This window comes from Streptomyces hesseae (assembly GCF_031845785.1).
In the GTDB taxonomy this organism is placed as follows: Bacteria; Actinomycetota; Actinomycetes; order Streptomycetales; family Streptomycetaceae; genus Streptomyces; species Streptomyces hesseae.
Window position 1 is genome coordinate 1 of the sequence record NZ_JAVRFI010000045.1, and the last position, 15,594, is coordinate 15,594.

Annotated in this window: 19 protein-coding genes; 6 read left to right on the forward strand and 13 right to left on the reverse strand. The window is 71.9% G+C overall.

Annotated elements, in window-relative coordinates; all coding sequences use genetic code 11:
- Positions 1–38 precede the first annotated feature (38 nt).
- The gene (locus tag RM609_RS33860) at positions 39–680 is read right to left on the reverse strand and encodes an HNH endonuclease family protein (protein WP_311616472.1); all 642 of its coding nucleotides are present in this window, start codon (positions 678–680) and stop codon (positions 39–41) included.
- A gap of 286 nt (positions 681–966) precedes the next feature.
- On the opposite strand from RM609_RS33860, the gene RM609_RS33865 reads away from it, so the two are divergent.
- Positions 967–1,773 (forward strand): ABC transporter permease, encoded by an 807-nt coding sequence (locus RM609_RS33865; protein ID WP_311616474.1) that lies wholly within the window; start codon positions 967–969, stop codon positions 1,771–1,773.
- 206 nt (positions 1,774–1,979) lie between these two features.
- Positions 1,980–2,561 (forward strand): TMEM165/GDT1 family protein, encoded by a 582-nt coding sequence (locus tag RM609_RS33870; RefSeq protein ID WP_311616476.1) that lies wholly within the window; start codon positions 1,980–1,982, stop codon positions 2,559–2,561.
- Positions 2,562–2,565: 4 nt separating this feature from the next.
- Here the strand turns inward: RM609_RS33870 and RM609_RS33875 are convergent, their stop codons facing one another.
- From RM609_RS33875 to RM609_RS33885, 3 genes are all read right to left on the reverse strand, one after another.
- Positions 2,566–3,219 carry a hypothetical protein gene (locus tag RM609_RS33875; RefSeq protein ID WP_311616478.1) on the reverse strand — a complete coding sequence of 218 codons (654 nt, stop codon included), beginning with the start codon at positions 3,217–3,219 and terminating at the stop codon, positions 2,566–2,568.
- A 156-nt stretch (positions 3,220–3,375) separates the two neighbouring features.
- Positions 3,376–3,651 (reverse strand): DUF6255 family natural product biosynthesis protein, encoded by a 276-nt coding sequence (locus RM609_RS33880; RefSeq protein WP_311616479.1) that lies wholly within the window; start codon positions 3,649–3,651, stop codon positions 3,376–3,378.
- Positions 3,652–3,997: 346 nt separating this feature from the next.
- The gene (locus RM609_RS33885) at positions 3,998–4,777 is read right to left on the reverse strand and encodes a GntR family transcriptional regulator (protein ID WP_311616480.1); all 780 of its coding nucleotides are present in this window, start codon (positions 4,775–4,777) and stop codon (positions 3,998–4,000) included.
- 19 nt (positions 4,778–4,796) lie between these two features.
- On the opposite strand from RM609_RS33885, the gene RM609_RS33890 reads away from it, so the two are divergent.
- Positions 4,797–5,264 carry an NUDIX hydrolase gene (locus RM609_RS33890; RefSeq protein ID WP_311616503.1) on the forward strand — a complete coding sequence of 156 codons (468 nt, stop codon included), beginning with the start codon at positions 4,797–4,799 and terminating at the stop codon, positions 5,262–5,264.
- 223 nt (positions 5,265–5,487) lie between these two features.
- Positions 5,488–5,856 (forward strand): VOC family protein, encoded by a 369-nt coding sequence (locus RM609_RS33895; protein ID WP_438828604.1) that lies wholly within the window; start codon positions 5,488–5,490, stop codon positions 5,854–5,856.
- Between the two features lie 19 nt (positions 5,857–5,875).
- Here RM609_RS33895 and RM609_RS33900 read toward each other — a convergent pair whose 3' ends face one another.
- Together RM609_RS33900 and RM609_RS33905 are read right to left on the reverse strand one after the other, a co-directional pair.
- A complete protein-coding gene (locus RM609_RS33900; protein WP_311616483.1) occupies positions 5,876–6,481 on the reverse strand; it encodes an AAA family ATPase in 606 nt (201 codons plus the stop codon).
- A 41-nt stretch (positions 6,482–6,522) separates the two neighbouring features.
- Positions 6,523–7,182 carry an HAD-IA family hydrolase gene (locus RM609_RS33905; RefSeq protein ID WP_311616485.1) on the reverse strand — a complete coding sequence of 220 codons (660 nt, stop codon included), beginning with the start codon at positions 7,180–7,182 and terminating at the stop codon, positions 6,523–6,525.
- Between the two features lie 212 nt (positions 7,183–7,394).
- Between RM609_RS33905 and RM609_RS33910 the strand changes: the two genes are divergently transcribed.
- Positions 7,395–9,488, forward strand: a complete 2,094-nt coding sequence (locus tag RM609_RS33910; RefSeq protein ID WP_311616505.1) for an MFS transporter — start codon at positions 7,395–7,397, stop codon at positions 9,486–9,488.
- Between the two features lie 12 nt (positions 9,489–9,500).
- Here the strand turns inward: RM609_RS33910 and RM609_RS33915 are convergent, their stop codons facing one another.
- The 3 genes from RM609_RS33915 to RM609_RS33925 all read right to left on the reverse strand — a co-directional run bounded on the left by RM609_RS33915 (position 9,501) and on the right by RM609_RS33925 (position 11,105).
- On the reverse strand, positions 9,501–10,001 hold the full coding sequence (locus tag RM609_RS33915; RefSeq protein ID WP_311616487.1) for a GNAT family N-acetyltransferase: 501 nt from the start codon (positions 9,999–10,001) through the stop codon (positions 9,501–9,503).
- A 74-nt stretch (positions 10,002–10,075) separates the two neighbouring features.
- Positions 10,076–10,402: an antibiotic biosynthesis monooxygenase family protein gene (locus tag RM609_RS33920; protein WP_311616489.1), complete on the reverse strand. Its 327-nt coding sequence runs from the start codon at positions 10,400–10,402 to the stop codon at positions 10,076–10,078.
- 25 nt (positions 10,403–10,427) lie between these two features.
- Positions 10,428–11,105 (reverse strand): TetR/AcrR family transcriptional regulator, encoded by a 678-nt coding sequence (locus RM609_RS33925; protein WP_311616491.1) that lies wholly within the window; start codon positions 11,103–11,105, stop codon positions 10,428–10,430.
- A 159-nt stretch (positions 11,106–11,264) separates the two neighbouring features.
- Here RM609_RS33925 and RM609_RS33930 point away from each other — a divergent pair, with 159 nt between their 5' ends.
- Positions 11,265–13,190 (forward strand): bifunctional glycosyltransferase 87/phosphatase PAP2 family protein, encoded by a 1,926-nt coding sequence (locus RM609_RS33930; RefSeq protein WP_311616493.1) that lies wholly within the window; start codon positions 11,265–11,267, stop codon positions 13,188–13,190.
- Between the two features lie 125 nt (positions 13,191–13,315).
- Here the strand turns inward: RM609_RS33930 and RM609_RS33935 are convergent, their stop codons facing one another.
- The 4 genes from RM609_RS33935 to RM609_RS33950 form a co-directional block, all read right to left on the reverse strand.
- A complete protein-coding gene (locus tag RM609_RS33935) occupies positions 13,316–13,993 on the reverse strand; it encodes a hypothetical protein (RefSeq protein ID WP_311616495.1) in 678 nt (225 codons plus the stop codon).
- Between the two features lie 85 nt (positions 13,994–14,078).
- Positions 14,079–14,522 carry a DUF6114 domain-containing protein gene (locus RM609_RS33940; protein WP_311616497.1) on the reverse strand — a complete coding sequence of 148 codons (444 nt, stop codon included), beginning with the start codon at positions 14,520–14,522 and terminating at the stop codon, positions 14,079–14,081.
- Positions 14,509–15,129 (reverse strand): DUF6230 family protein, encoded by a 621-nt coding sequence (locus RM609_RS33945; RefSeq protein WP_311616499.1) that lies wholly within the window; start codon positions 15,127–15,129, stop codon positions 14,509–14,511. Before RM609_RS33945 ends, RM609_RS33940 begins: the two co-directional genes overlap by 14 nt.
- Positions 15,130–15,319: 190 nt before the next feature.
- A partial coding sequence (locus RM609_RS33950) for a cytochrome P450 (RefSeq protein ID WP_311616501.1) occupies positions 15,320–15,594 on the reverse strand: 275 nt, incomplete at its 5' end.

Sequence of the window (15,594 nt, forward strand, 5' to 3'; positions counted from 1 at the left end):
GACCCAGGTCACCGCGCCCGCCCCCGTGGGTGGATCGATCAGCAGCCGCCGAGGATGCCCGTGAGGGCGTTCTTCTCCGCGGAGTCGACGGTCAGCTTGTACGTGTACTTCACGTCGACCCACATCCGCGCGTAGGTGCAGGCGTAGGACTTCAGCGGCGGCATCCACTTCGCCGGGTCCTTGTCGCCCTTCGCGCGGTTGACGCTGTTGGTCACCGCGACCAGCTGCGAGTGGGTGAGGTCGTTGGCGAACGCCTGGCGCTGCGCGGTGGTCCACTGGCTCGCGCCCGAGCGCCACGCCTCCGCGAGCGGCACGAGGTGGTCGATGTCGATGTCCGAGGCGTCGTCCCAGGTCGCGCCGTCGTACGGCGAGACCCAGGTGCCCGAGACGGCGGCGCAGCGCTCGTCCTGCTCCACGTCCTTGCCGTCCCGCTGGAGGACGACCTCACGGGTGTTGCACTCTCCGTGCTGGGTGATCCAGTGCGGGAACTTGGCACGGCTGTAGCCGGTCATCGGCCCCTCGCCGGCGACCGTCAGCTTGCCCAGGTAGGCGCGGGCGGTGGCGGCGTCGACCGGGGCGGGCGGGGCGGCCTGGGCCGCCGGTCCGTTCAGGACGAGCGTGCCGACCAGGGCGGCGAGCCCCGCCGCGATGGCGGAGCGACGCGCGTAGACGCTGGGCATGGGAACTCCCTTGAGGGTGGAGGGGGTACGGGCCGCTGGAGCGCGGCCAGCTTGCTGGCGGTGTGCGTACGGGGGGTGGTCGCCAGATGTCAGGATGACGACGCGCGCATGTCAAAGCAAGGCTTTGTGGAAGGGACTTGACGGGGAATCTGCCATTCCGTGGGACGTGCGGGACTTGCGTTACGACATGTCTGACACGTCTGAGGCACCTGACACGTCTGAAGTACCTGACACGCCGCCAGCTCCCGGAGCCGTTGCGGGGATTGCCGGACCATAGGGTGGCCGCGTGCTCGCCGCCGCCGTTCTGCTGCCCGCCAACGCCACTCTCGGTGCGGTGCTGGCCGTCCTCCTCGCGGTCGCCGTCACCGTCGCGGCGCTCGCCCGCCTCGCCGACGGCCGCGAGCGCGGCTACGCGCGCGCCATCGCCCTCGCCGGGCTGCGCGCGGCCGTCCAGCTGGCCGCCGTCTCGGTGCTCATCGGCTGGGTGGTCCGGGCCGTGCCGCTGCTCCTGGGCTTCCTGCTGCTGATGTTCGCCGTCGCCGTCCGCACCGCCGGGCGCCGGATCACCGACAACGACACCTGGTGGTGGGCGGCCGTACCGATCGCCGCGGGCGTGCTGCCGGTCGTCGTGGCCCTGCTGCTGACCGGGCTCGTACCGGTCAAGGGCATCGCCCTCATCCCCGTCACCGGCATCCTCATCGGCGGCGCCCTCACCGCCACCGTCCTGGCCGGCCGGCGCGCCCTGGACGAGCTGCGCACCCGGCACGGCGAGGTCGAGGCGGCCATGGCCCTGGGCTTCCTCCCCCGCGACGCCCGCCTGGAGATCGCCCGCCCGGCCGCCTCCGACGCCCTCCTCCCGGGCCTGGACCAGACCCGCACCGTGGGTTTGGTCACTCTCCCCGGCGCTTTCGTGGGAATGCTGCTGGGCGGGGCGTCCCCGCTGCTCGCGGGGGTGGTGCAGCTGTTCGTCCTGGTCGCGCTGATGGCGGTGCAGGCGGTCGCGGTGGCGGTCGTCCTGGAGCTCGTGGCGCGCGGGCTGCTCGACCGATCACGTACGCGATCACGTACGCTGGGGGGAGCAGAAGGGGAGTAGCTCTTCGCCGGACCGTCGACATACTGCTGGGCCTCGCGCCCGGCCGGCGCCCGGAGGCCGTCTCTTTACGGGACGCGCCAGCGAGACCTTCGGCCGCAGTGTCCACGACGCTGCCGTGCCGAAGCGACCCCTGATTCCTTTGACGCAGGTGCTTCTCTCGGTGCGGACGCGTCACCGCCCACCGATGACAGAGGAAACCGTTCCCTGTGTTCAGCTTCACCGTCGCCGCCCTGGTCTTCGGCGTGATCTTCCTCGCCGAGCTCCCCGACAAGACGGCCCTTGCCTCCCTGATGCTCGGCACCCGCTACCGCGCCTCGTACGTCTTCGCGGGCGTCGCTGCGGCCTTCCTGGTCCACGTCGCCCTGGCCATCGCGGCCGGCAGCCTCCTCACCCTCCTCCCGCACCGCCTCCTCCAGGCCATCGTCGGCGTCCTCTTCCTCGCGGGCGCGGCGATGCTGCTGCTGAAGAAGGACGACGACGATGAGGAGATCAAGAAGCCCGCCGACCAGTCCTTCTGGAAGGTCTCCGGCGCGGGCTTCATGCTCATCCTCGTCGCGGAGTTCGGCGACCTCACCCAGATCATGACCGCCAACCTCGCCGCCCGCTACGACGACCCGGTCTCGGTCGGCATCGGCGCGGTCCTCGGCCTGTGGGCCGTGGCGGGCCTGGGCATCGTGGGCGGCAAGACCCTGATGCGGTACGTCCCGCTGTCGCTGATCACGAAGGTGGCGGCGCTGGTGATGCTGGCGCTGGCGGGGTTCAGCCTGTACGAGGCGGCGGTGGGCTGACGCCTCAGCCCTCGCTCAGCAGGTTGGTGATCAGCTTCCGCAGCCGCCCCGCGCGTACGGTCGCCACGCCGTGCACGAGCTGGGCACCGTAGACCACCGCCGTCCCCGTGGGCGGCGCGCTGGTCCAGCGGGTGCGCGGGACGCGGGCGAGCGCGGCGGTGGCCTCGGGCCCCGCGTGGTGCGAGATCTCCCGCGCGAAGCGCGTTCCGGGCAGGAAAGCGCTGCCGGGACCGGCGGTCCGGTCGGTCCACAGCGCCTCGGACGAGGCGGTCTCGACGTAGAACTCCCCGCCCTCGTCGGCCTCCCGCAGGTGGAAGGCCACCCGCGCGACCCGCTGCGGCCGTCCGCCGGCCGCGTCCATGCCCTCTTCCACACCGTGGAGATGCGGCTCGATGCGGTCGCCGGGGCCGAGGTCGTGGTAGTCCCACGGGGTGGCGGTCGTCACGGACGGGAAGACGCGCCGGACGGCGGGCAGCGCCCGCTCGACGCCGGCCGCCAGGATCTCCTGGACCTCGCCGGGCGCCACCAGTCCGTCACTGGGCCGGGCGGGCCGCCAGCCGGTGGCGGCCAGGTGCTCGTCGAGGAACTTGGTGAGCTGCTCGGTCTCGTCGGGCGTCAGAAACCCCTCGACGGTCTGGACGGCCAGGGTCTCGGTCATGTGGATCACGATCGGACTCCTCTCGCGGAACGCGGCACTTCCGTCGGCTCGGCTCCGCATTCCAGTGCGGGGCGCGCGGATTGGCAACAGCGCCGGAGCACGCTCCGGAAGCACGGGGGCGCGCGTAGGGCGCGCACGAGGGCGCTTCGCTGGGGGTCACGGTCTGCCCGCGCTGCTCCGGCGGTTGGCCTCGCGCAGCCGCCGGAGGAGTTCGCGGCGGCGGTACGGCACGACTTCGTGGGCACGCCCACGGCCCGACGTCGTCGGCGCGTGGAGCGCCGTCCGCTCGGGCAGCTCCAACGCCAGCCCGAGCGGACGGAAGTCGAGAACGCGCCGGGTGCCGCATCGGCCGCAGGTGGCGAGGCCGCTTGCGGCCGTCCAACTGTCGGCGGGGTGCGGGCAGTGTCGCGTGGGGGTGCCGGTGGCGGCCATCAGTGGGCTGCCCGCTGATGGCGCCCCATGGCGGTGGCCATGGCCTCGGCCCGGGGCCGGTCGCCCTGCCGGACGGCGGCGTAGCGCTTCTGTTTGATCTCCACGCATTGGGTGCACGGCGGCTGTACCGCTGCACCCCGGTTCGAGGCCGGGTCAGAGGCGAGGGCGCGCATCGGGTCGTGCATCGGACCTCCTGGTGATGGCTGCCTGTAGTTGAGCCCGCCAACAGGGCTCAGCTCATGCGCTCATGTATATGAGTGCATGAGTCGAGGTTGGCCGGACACCTGTGCCAAGGTCAAGCGAGTTGCGGAAAGTTCACGCTCCGGTGTTCGGAGCGGATGGCACGTCAGCCGTCGGCGTCGATCCTGTAGTCGAGGACGAAGCGGTCCGCCGCCATGACCGTGTCACAGACCTCGACGACCCTGCCGCCGCAGGTCACTGCATCCCGCACAAGGTGGATCACCGGGGATCCCGGGCTGAGTTGCAGTGCCGAGACCTCTGCCTTGGTGGCCAGGCGCGCTCGTACCGTTTCGACGTACTCAGCGAGAGCGTGGCCGTGTTCTTCGAGCCGGGCGTAGATGCCGCCGCTCCCCGGGTTCTCGTCGAACAACTCGGGAATCTCCGTCGCCACCGTCCACGGCAAGTAGGAGGTGGCTTCCTCTGTGGGCGTGCCGTCGCTGAAGTACCGGCGGCGTCGGGCGAGGACCCGTTCGCCGTCCGGCAGGTTCATGCGGTGGGCGACTTCGGCAGGGGCATGCACGGGGCCGATGTAGAGCACCTGGACGGTCGGGTGCTGACCGGCCTGTTCCGCTTCGGCTAGGTAGGCGGCCTTGCCGTTCGCGCGGTGCGAGCGGCGAAACCGGTCGGAGGACTTGCGCCGTACAGGGGGCAGCTGCCGCACGAACGAGCCTCGCCCATGGTGGGTCTCCACCAGGCCGGCTGTCCGCAGTTCGGCCACTGCCTTGCGCACGGTCCCCTGTGAGACGCCGTAGCGCTCCATGACGGTGGATTCGCTGGGCACTCGGCTGCCCGGAGCCAGGACGCCGGCACGGATCTGATCGGCCAGATCGTCCGCGATCTGGAGGTATCGCGGCTTGCCCGAGTCCCGTGCGATCTCGTTCGGCATGGCCCCTGACCGCCCTTTTATGCTCGTCCGCATGAGTACAGCGCCCCAGTGTGACAGGCCCGCTCCGCTCCACTCGGTTTCGGTGGCAGGAGCTGTTGTACGCGATGACGGGCGTGTCCTGGCGATCCGCCGGGCGGACAACGGCCGTTGGGAATTGCCAGGCGGGATACTGGAGCTCGACGAAGCACCGGAAGCGGGAGCTCGACGGGAAGTACTGGAGGAGACCGGCATCGAGGTCAGGGTGGACCGGCTGACCGGCGTGTACAAGAACATGCCCCGCGGCATCGTCGCCCTGGTGTTCCGTTGCCACCCCGTCGGTGGTGTCGAGCGGCCTTCCGACGAGTCCGTCGCCGTGTCCTGGCTGACCCCGGAGGAAGTGACCGCCACGATGGCGGAGGCCTATGCCGTCCGTCTGCTGGACGCGTTGAGCGGCATCGCCCCGCCCGTGCGCATCCACGACGGGCAGCGGCTCATGTCGGGTGTTTAGAGCTGCCGGAAGCCGTGGGCGCGCCACGGTGGGCCGACGTGGCCATTGGCGCGAGCGTGCGGCAGCGCGAATCTTGGCCTCCGGCGGCAGCAGGCCGTGATTTCCGCTGCCGCCGGAGGTGGAGCCCCAACTGCCCCCTACGGCAACTCCCCCCGCACCCCCACGTCCGTGCGAACGGTCCGCCTGTGTGGCGGGTGGATTTTCCCGCTCGCCGTCCGGGAGGATGCGGCGCGTGATCAACGGAGCTCATGTGATCCTCTACAGCCGGGACGCCGACGCCGACCGGGCCTTCATCCGTGACGTCCTCGGCTTTCCCGGCGTCGACGCCGGTGGCGGCTGGCTCCTCTTCAAGCTGCCGCCCGCCGAGGTGGCCGTCCACCCCGTTCATCCCGTCGACGGCGATCCCACGCACGAGCTCTATCTGATGTGTGACGACATCGCCGTTCAGGTCGAGGAGTTCGCCGGTAGAGGCGTCGAGATCACTCGGCCCGTCAGTGATCAGGGGTGGGGGCGGCTCGCCGCCGTCCGGCTGCCCAGCGGGGCGGAGCTGGCGTTCTACGAGCCGCGGCATCCGGTGGCCCACAGTCTTTGACGAGGCACCTCCGTAAGCCTCAGTCGAAGCGGATGTGTTTCACGCCCGTCCACGCCCGGCGCAGGCGGCCCTTCAGCGCGCCGTCCGTGTTCGGGGTGAGCCGCAGGCCCGCCGAGGCCGCGATCGTGTCGGCGACCTGCGCGATCGTGATGTCGTCGGTCCAGAGGTGCTCGCCGAATTCCTCCGTGCCCAGCCGCTCCAGGCACACGTCCAGCTTCGACACCGCGAAGGTCTCGCGCCGCAGGGACGCCCCGAGGCCGCGCTCGCGCAGCCGGCGCAGGACCGTCTCCCGGCGCGCGAGGAGCGCGAAGTGGCGGACGTCATGGCCGTCGTCCCGCAGTCGGCCGACCGTCTCGGCGAAGTACGTGCGGTCCACGATCGTCATCGGGACGATCACCGGGCCGGTGGTGTGCCGGGTCAGGGCCAGGTCCAGGACCTCGTGGACGCCCTCGCGCCAGGCCTTGAGGTCCTGGAAGTCGCCGCGCAGCGCGGGCGGCAGCATCCGGTGGAGGCCGAAGCCGGCGTGCTCGGGGTCGCAGATGACGCTGCCGGGGAGGCGGCGGTGGAGTTCGTGGGCGGTCTGGGTCTTGCCGCCCCCGAAGGGGCCGTTGATCCACAGGAGCATGCGGCGACCCTAGAGCACCTCGGCCCGGCCTCGGCCCGGCCTCAGCCCGCCGTCGTGATCCGCAGGACGATCCCGCCGTCCGCGCCCGCCTCGACCCGTACCGACGTGAGGTCCGCCACCGCCACGTCCGGGCCGTGGGCGGCCGCGCGCGGGCCGATGCCCACGACGCGCATGCCGGCCGCGCGGCCGGCCGCGATGCCCGCCTCCGAGTCCTCGAAGACGACGCAGTCCGCCGGGGCGAAGCCGAGCTCGGCCGCGCCCTTGAGGAAGCCCTCCGGGTCCGGCTTGCTGGCGCTGACGGACTCGGCCGTCACCCGTACCGCCGGCATGGGCAGGCCCGCGGCGCCCATGCGGGCGGTGGCGAGGCCGCGGTCGGCGGAGGTGACCAGGGCGTGGGGGAGCCGCTCCAGGGCGGCCATGAAGGCGGGGGCGCCGGGGACGGGGACGACGCCGTCCATGTCGGCCGTCTCGGCGGCCAGCATGCGGCGGTTCTCCTCGTGGTTCACCTCCATGGGGCGGTCCGGGAGGAGGGCCGCCATGGTGGCGTAGCCCTGGCGGCCGTGGACGACCTTCATGACCTCGTCGCCGTCCAGGCCCTGCTCGTCCGCCCAGCCGCGCCAGCAGCGCTCGACGACCGCGTCGGAGTTGACGATCGTCCCGTCCATGTCCAGGAGAAGGGCTCGGGCCGTGAGGGTCGTCATGGGGAGCTCCAAGCAGGCGCGCGGAAGAAGACAAGTGGCTCCACCCACCGGTCAGGGAGTGCGGATGGAGCCACTTTGTTTCTCAACGATACAAAACGGACCCGGGGAAACGCCAACGGCCCTGGTCGGCGTAGCCCGACGGGCCGGAATCGCCCATCCGGACGACCATGGGAGGAGCGACCGAGGAGCGACCCGAACCCGAGGAGCTGCCCATGGCCCAGGACACCCCGGGCCCCGGAACCACGGCCTCCGACGCCTCCGGCGCGCCCGCCACGCCCGCCATACCCGGTGAGGGACTGCCGAAGGGCGGTGTGCGCGTCGCGATCGGCGCGCTGCTGCTCGGCATGCTGCTGGCGGCCCTCGACCAGACGATCGTCTCCACCGCCCTGCCGACGATCGTCAGCGACCTCGGCGGCCTGGAGCACCTCTCCTGGGTCGTCACCGCCTACATGCTCGCGTCCACCGCCGCCACGCCCCTGTGGGGCAAGCTCGGCGACCAGTACGGGCGCAAGAAGCTCTTCCAGACGGCCATCGTCATCTTCCTCGTCGGCTCCGCGCTCTGCGGCCTCGCCCGGAACATGCCCGAGCTGATCGGCTTCCGCGCCCTCCAGGGGCTGGGCGGCGGCGGGCTGATGGTGCTGTCGATGGCGATCGTCGGCGACATCGTGCCGCCCCGGGACCGGGGCCGCTACCAGGGCCTCTTCGGCGCGGTCTTCGGCGGTACGAGCGTGCTGGGCCCCCTGCTCGGCGGGCTCTTCGTGGACCACCTCAGCTGGCGCTGGGTGTTCTACATCAACCTCCCCATCGGCGTCGTCGCCCTCGCCGTCATCGCCGCCGTCCTGCACATCCCGGCCAGCCGCGTCCCGCACCGCATCGACTACCTCGGCACTTTCCTCATCGCCGTCGTCGCCGTCTGCCTGGTGCTGATGACCTCGCTCGGCGGCACGACCTACCCCTGGTCGTCCTGGCGGATCATCGGACTGGGCGTGCTGGGCGTGCTGCTGCTCCTGCCCTTCGTGCTCGTCGAGCACCGCGCCGCCGAGCCCGTCCTGCCGCTCGGGCTGTTCCGGATCCGCACCTTCACGCTCTGCTCGGTGATCGGCTTCGTCGTCGGCTTCGCGATGTTCGGCTCCATGACCTACCTGCCGACGTTCCTCCAGGTCGTCCACGGCGTCACGCCGACCCTGTCCGGCGTGCACATGCTGCCCATGGTCGCCGGCCTGCTGATCGCCTCGACCGGCTCCGGCCAGATCGTCAGCCGCACCGGGCGCTACAAGGTCTTCCCCATCGCCGGGACCGCCGTGATGACCGTCGGCCTGCTCCTGCTCCACCAGCTCGACCCGACCGTCAGCACCGCGATGATGAGCGTCTACTTCTTCGTCTTCGGCTTCGGGCTGGGCCTGGTCATGCAGGTCCTCGTGCTGATCGTGCAGAACTCCGTCGGCTACGCGGACCTCGGCGTCGCCACCTCCGGCGCGACCTTCTTCCGCTCCATCGGTGCGTCCTTCGGCGTCTCGATCTTCGGCACGATCTTCACCAACAAGCTGGGCCCCCGGATCGCCGACGCCCTCGCCGGCGTCCCCCTGCCGCCCGGCGTCACCACCGACGCCCTCAAGTCCGATCCCCGGCTCCTCCACCGGCTGCCGCCCGCCCAGCGCACCGGCGTCCTCGCCGCCTACTCCCAGTCGATCACCGACGTCTTCCTCTACGCCGTGCCGCCCGCCCTCCTCGCCTTCGCCCTCGCCTGGCTGCTCAAGGAGGAGCCGCTGCGCGGCAGCGTCACCGCGCCCGACACCAGCGAGGTCGTCGCCAGCAACCCCGTCGAACGCTCCTCGCGCGACGAGGTCGCCCGCGCCCTCTCCCTGCTCGGCAGCCGCGAGGGCCGCGCCAAGGTCTACGAGAAGATCGCCCAACGGGCCGGGGTGGACCTCATCCCCGCCGCCTGCTGGATGCTGCTGCGCATCAAACGCGACGGCCACGCCGAACCCGCGATCCTCGCCGAACGCGTGGACCTCCCGCTGCGCGTCGTCACCGAGGGCGCCCGCCAGCTGGAGATCCGGGGACTGGTGCGGCGCGAGGGGCTGCAGCTCCTCCTGACCGACGAGGGACAGCAGGTGGCGGACGTACTCTTCCGGGCCCGCGAGGAGATGCTCGCGGAACTCCTGGGCGACTGGTGGACGGCCGCCGACCGCCCCCACGACCTGAAATGCCTCGTAGAGCAGCTCAACAAGGAACTGTGCGGCTCCGACGCCGAACAGCCGCGCGACGGCGAGGCGGCGGGCGACAGACCCGACCACCGCCGCTGAGCCCTACAAGGCCTACGCCGTCAGCTCCTTGCCGAGCCACACCTCCGAGTACGGCGTATCCGCCTTGTACGGGGGGACGTTCCCGAAGCCGTGCCGCGCGTACAGCGCCCGCGCCTCCACCAGATCCCGCCGGGTCTCCAGCACGATCCGCGCCGCACCCCACGCGCGCGCCGCCTCCTCGGCCGCGCCCAGCAGCACGCCCGAGCCACCCAGCCCACGCCGGTCCGCCCGTACGAACATCCGGCACAACTCGGCCGTACGCGCGTCCACCCGCCGCAGGCCCACGCACCCCGCCGGCTCCCCGCCGTACCGGGCCACCAGCAGCAGTTCGGGGTCCTCGTCGCGCATCTCGGCCAGATGCTGCTCGATCTCCTCGGGCGCGCAGAGGCGCCCGTCGTTCAGCAGATACCAGCGGTCGGCGACATCGACGAGGTACTCCCGCAGCAGCCCGGCCGACTCGGGGGAGCCGACCGGCTGCGGGGAGACGGTCCAGGTGGTCATGGAGGTGGTCATGCGGCGGATGGTCGCACGGGGGCGGCCATCCGCTCAGTTCCTTTTCCCGGGGCTGTTCAGTTTCCCGGGGGTGTTCAGCCCTGCTTCGGCGCGGCCTGCTGGACGACCTCGAACGACCACACCGTCGAACCCGTCGCGGCGGGCTTGTGCTTGGGGGCGCCCTCGCCACCGCCCTGGTGGGCGGCCTTCATCGGGCCCTCCATCCACGCCTGGAAGTCCTCCTCGCTGCGCCAGCGCGTGTAGACGAGGTAGCTGTCCGTGCCCTCCAGCGGGCGCAGCAGTTCGAACCACTCGAAACCGTCGGCACTCTCCACCGTGCCCGCGCGGGACGCGAAGCGCTGCTCCAGGACCTCGCGCTGCTCGGCCGGGACGGTGAGGGAATTGATCTTCACGATGCTCATGGCGTCCATCCTGCCGTAGGCACTCTCAGCGGTTCCCGCCGCCGCCCCCGCCCACGTCCGCGAGTACGCCGTCCAGCTGTTCCGCCGTCAGCGGCGGCGCGGGCAGGGCCGAGGCGCCCTCGGCGCGCAGGCCGTCGAAGAGCAGGGCGAGATGGCGGCGCCAGGAGCCGGGGGCCACGGCCGCGGCGGAGGGGACGCAGCGGCCCAGGGCGGCCAGGGCGAACAGCAGGTCCTCGGCGACCACGTCCGGGCGCATCGTGCCCTGCTCCTGCGCGCGGCGGACGAGCGTGCCCACCGTGGCGTGGTTGTGCTCGCGCAGCGCGGCCAGGGTGGGGCCCGCCGGGATGGTCGTCGTCATCAGCTCGATCGCGCCGCGGTCGGCGGCCAGGCCCTCGAAGATCCGCTCCATATACGCGGTCAGCGACGCGAAGGCGTCCTCGCCCGCGCGCGCCCGCTCGCCGTCGCTCATGCTCGCGCCCAGGGACTCCCCGAACACCGCCTCGATCAGCACCTCACGGGTGGGAAAGCGCCGGTACAGGGTGGCGTTGCCCACGCCCGCGCGGCGGGCGATCTCGTCCAGGGGGACCTCCAGGCCCTGCTCGGCGAAGAGCTCCCGGGCCGCCGCGACAAGGGCCTCGCGATTGCGCCGGGCGTCCGCCCGCAGGACCGGGGGCCGCCGTTCACTGCTGCCACTGGTGCTCATGACCGCACCCTAATGGCCCCCGAGGCGTTGGACTCAGGCCACTACCAGGAGGCCGCGGGATGTCCTGGGGGTGAGCCGCGTGTGTTCGGGGCGGCTGAGCAAGGTCTCAGACGGCCCGACGAGCGCGACCGAGCCGGACGACTGGAGGAGCGGCGGAGCGTGGCCGATGCGGAGCGGAGCGGACCGGTGGGTCCGCCGAGAGCGGGCTCGCGGTCCGGTGCGGCCCTGGCGGCGCTGTGGCTGCTCGCAGGGCTGCTGGCCGTGCGTCAGGCGGCGGCCGCGCCGCGGTTCCCCTGGACGCCGGGCACCCTGCTGCTCGTCGTCGCCGTCGCCCTCGTCGCCGCCCGCGCCCTCCCCGGCGGACGCGTGGGCGGACGCCCGGGTGACAACGCGCCCGGCCGGCGTACGGCCATGCTCGCCGCACCCGTCGCGGTCATCCTGACGGTGGTCTCCCTGCCCGTCCGCAACGCCTTCACCCTCGGCCTCGGCCCGACCGGCGTCATCCCGGTGCTGCTCGTCCTCCTCGGCTGCTGCGCCCGGGGCCCCGGGCGCACGACCGGCGTCCTCGTCGGCGTTCTCGTCGGTGTCGCGGCGGCCCTCCAGCCCGCCGTACTCCTCTTCGCCGCCCTGCTGTGGCTCACCGGGCGCCGCCGCGCCGCGATCGCCACCGGCGCCACCTTCGCCGTCTGTACGGCCCTGGCCTGGGCGGCCCTCCCGGACGACTCCTGGACGTACTGGGTCCACCACACCACCGGAGTCGGCCTCGGCGAGCGGCCCGACGGCCTGGCCAACCAGTCGCTCCACGGACTGCTGCTGCGCATCGGCCTGCGCGGACCGGTGGAGATCCTGCTCTACGGGCTGTCGGCCGCTCTCGTCGTCCGGACCGGCCTGCGCCGGGCCGCCCGCTACGCGCGCGACGGACAGCCGCTGCTCGCCACGGCCATCACCGGCTGCGTCGCGGTCGCCGTCTCGCCCACCGCCTGGCAGCACCAGCAGCTGTGGATCCTGCTCGCCGTCGTCGGCCGCACCGGCCGCCGCCGCGCCGACCGGCTCGTCTGGCCCGTGCTCGTCGTGCTCGTCATGACGCTGACGAGCACTGTGCTCGTCTCCCCGAACCCCGTCCTCGGCCCCATCGGCCGGAACGCGCCGCTGCTCACCGCCCTCGCGGCCGCCTGCGCGGTGCCGTTCCTCACCCGCTCCGCCGCGCTGTGGGACCGGCTCGTGCCCACCCCGGTCGCCCAGCCGCAGCGCGGCCGCTACCGCTGGGTGCCGCTGCTGCGCTTCAAGCGCGCGCTGAACCGCCCGAACGTGCTCCTGGAGCTGATGCTGATACGGGTCGGCTACTGGGCCTACTCCTACATCCGCGCCCAGGCCCCCGACTCACGCGCCCTCGCCGAGTCCCACGGCCGGCAGATCCTCGCCGTCGAGGAGTTCCTGCGCCTGGACGTCGAACACGGCGTCAACCACTTCGTGGCGGGCGTGGACTGGCTCGCGGACGGCATGGACTACTACTACGGCACCTTCCACTTCCTGGTGCCGATGTCCCTGCTGGGGTATCTGTACTGGCGCCGCCCGGCCACCTACCGCTGGGCGCGCACGTCCCTGGCCCTCGCCACGCTCGTGGCGCTCGCCGGCTTCTGGCTCTACCCGCTGGCACCGCCCCGCCTGATGCCCGGCCTCGGCTTCATCGACACCGCCAACGGCCCGCAGGACCTGTCCCACCCCGACTACGGCGCACTGACCGAGCTGGCCAACCAGTACGCGGCGATGCCGTCGTTGCACATCGGCTGGTCGCTGTGGTGCGGGATCGTGATCGCGGTCGTGGGACCGAAGACGGGGCCGAAGGCGTGGACGAGGTGGCTGGGCATGCTGTACCCGCTGATGACGTTCTCGGTCATCGTCGGGACGGCCAACCACTATGTGCTGGACGCGGTGGGCGGGGCGTTGGTGGTTGCCGCCGGGTTCGGGATCCAGTACGTGCTGACCGGGCCGGGGCGGGTCGCGCTCGCGGCGATTCCGGGGGCGCGGCGTGGGGACGCGGTGGAGGCCGCGACCGAGCGGGAGCCCGTGCGGGCGGCGGGGTGAGACCCGGGGGGCTGCGCCCCCGGGTGCCCGCGGTGCTGCGGGCCGGTGGTCACGTTGTGCCCACCCTCCCAGCTACCGCTGGGAGGTGCCCCCAGCCCTGCGGAACGATTGCCCACAACGCAGCTTCAGCCGCCCACCGTGATCTGCGACGACGGGTCCGTGACGTCCGTGACGTCGTAGGTCGCGTTGAGGACCGCCGTCGTCGCCGTCGTCGGGCAGCCGAAGCCGCCCTCGACCTTCACCGGTATCGCCACGTCCGTCACCAAGAGCTGGGACGGCGCGCCGTTCACGAACGTGGTGGGGATGGTCGTCGGCCCGTCCGGCGCGGCCGTCACCGTGCAGTTGGCCAGTCCGGTGGACTTGAGGATCATGCCCTGGGTGGGCGTGTTGAGCGTGGCCGTGATGGGGGAGCCGTTCTGCATCGAGACGCTCCAGGCGCCGGACGTGGTGATGCTGATGTCCACGCCCGGCAGGCTGCCCGTGCAGTCGCCGTAGACGGGTGAGGTGATGGCGGTGGTCACCGGGCCGGAGGCGTTGGTGTTGCCGGGGGCGGCCGGTACGCGGTTGTTGTCGCCGGACGGCGCGGAGCTCGACGACGTACATGTGATGGTGATCGAGCCGGCCTTGAAGGTGGCCGAGCCGTTGAGCGTGGCCGCGAAGGCGTGGCCGGCGGGCTGGACGGTCGTCGAACCGGCGTCGACCGCGTCGGCGGCCGCCGGGCCACTGCCGGTGAGGGTGAGGCCCGCGGTGAGGGCGAGGCCGGCGGTGACGGCGAGCAGGGGACGGGTGCGGCGGGAGATCACGGTGGCTCCTTCGGAGGGAGGAGGGGGAGGAGTGGTGCCGCGACTGGGCTCAAGACGTTGCTCAAGACAAGGCTCAAGACGTGGCTCAAGCGGTGGGGGCGTCCTGGGAGCCGTCCGGTGCCGGCGGCCGTTCGGCCGTCACCGGTTGCCAGGCGAAGATCATCGCGCCGCCCACGATGCCGAAGAGGGTGCCGAAGAGGAATCCGCCGAGGTTGGACATCACCAGCGCGGCCGTCGCGATCAGGACGGTGAGGATCCCGGCGAGGCTCCGGTACTGCGGGGCGAACCACGCGGTCAGACCCATGACGATCATGATGATGCCCATCAGGACCGACGGGATGCCCGCGATGCCCTGCTCCAGCATGATCTTCAGCGGGGCGAGCGGGAGGACGCAGATCTCGGCGCCCGCGGCGACGGCGGCCAGGCCGCCCCAGAAGGGGCGCCCCTTGCGCCATCGCCGCCAGGTGGCCCACATGCCTTCGGGCGACCCGGTGCCGTCCCGGCGCCCCGGCACGTCAGAAGCACTCATCCTTGCCGAGCTTGATCTTCAGATCGAGGCCGGCGAGCTTGAACTTCCCGGCGTTGGTCGCCCAGGCCGTCTGCCGCAGACCGGTCATCTTGATGGACTTGGCCTGCTGGCCGAAGGCGTCCTGGAGGCCCTGTGCCGAGGCGGGGCCCTTGTTGAGGGTCGAGGCGTCACGGCCGATCTCGATGTTCTCGAACTCGGCGTCGCCGGACATCTGGGTGGCGTCGAGGAAGAGGTCGGTGGCCTCGACGGTCTTCGCGCCCTGGCCGGCGTGGAGCTTGAGGGTGATGTCGCCGATCACCGGCAGGGTGGTGACCACGGATTGGCACAGGTCCTTGATCTTGGCGTCCTTGATGGCGGTGACGGCCACCGGCAGCAGCTTGCCGCGGACGTTCTTGTCGATCCCGCCGTACTGGGCGAAGCCCGTGCCCGTCAGGCTGGCCGCCCCGACCTTGAACTCCTGGCCGGAGACGGCGAACGAGGCGGCCAGCGCCCCGTCGGCGAGCGCGACGGCCAGCGCGGCCGTGGCGGCGAAGCCGGGCACGGCCAGGACGGCGAACCTCCGCCACCTGACGCGTCCCGTCACCTGTCTTCCCTGATCGTCCTTCATACGGCTGCCCCCTGGAAGCCCTTGGAAAGTGCGTGCGTTGGGGGAGGGCGCACAGCGGTGCGCGACCGAAGCGCTCATGCGCCGTCCCTGAAGGTGTACCCGAGAGTAAGTCGGACCGCTGTACCTGACAAGGGGTCAGGTATAGACCGATTCCCGTACCGGGAAAGGGAGTTGATCTCTCGATCGCGAGTCACCCGTAGCTGACGCGGAGCTCCTTGATGCCGTTCAGCCACGCCGAGCGCAGCCGCCTCGGCGCCCCGGCGAGCCGGATGCCGGGCAGGGTGTCGGCGACGGCGGCGAAGATCAGGTCGATCTCCAGCGCCGCCAGGGAGCGGCCCAGGCAGAAGTGCGGGCCACCGCCGCCGAAGCCCAGGTGGGGGTTGGGGTCGCGGGTGATGTCGAAGGCCTCGGGGGCGTCGAAGACCTCGGGGTCGTGATTGGCGGAGGCGTAGAACAGGCCCACCC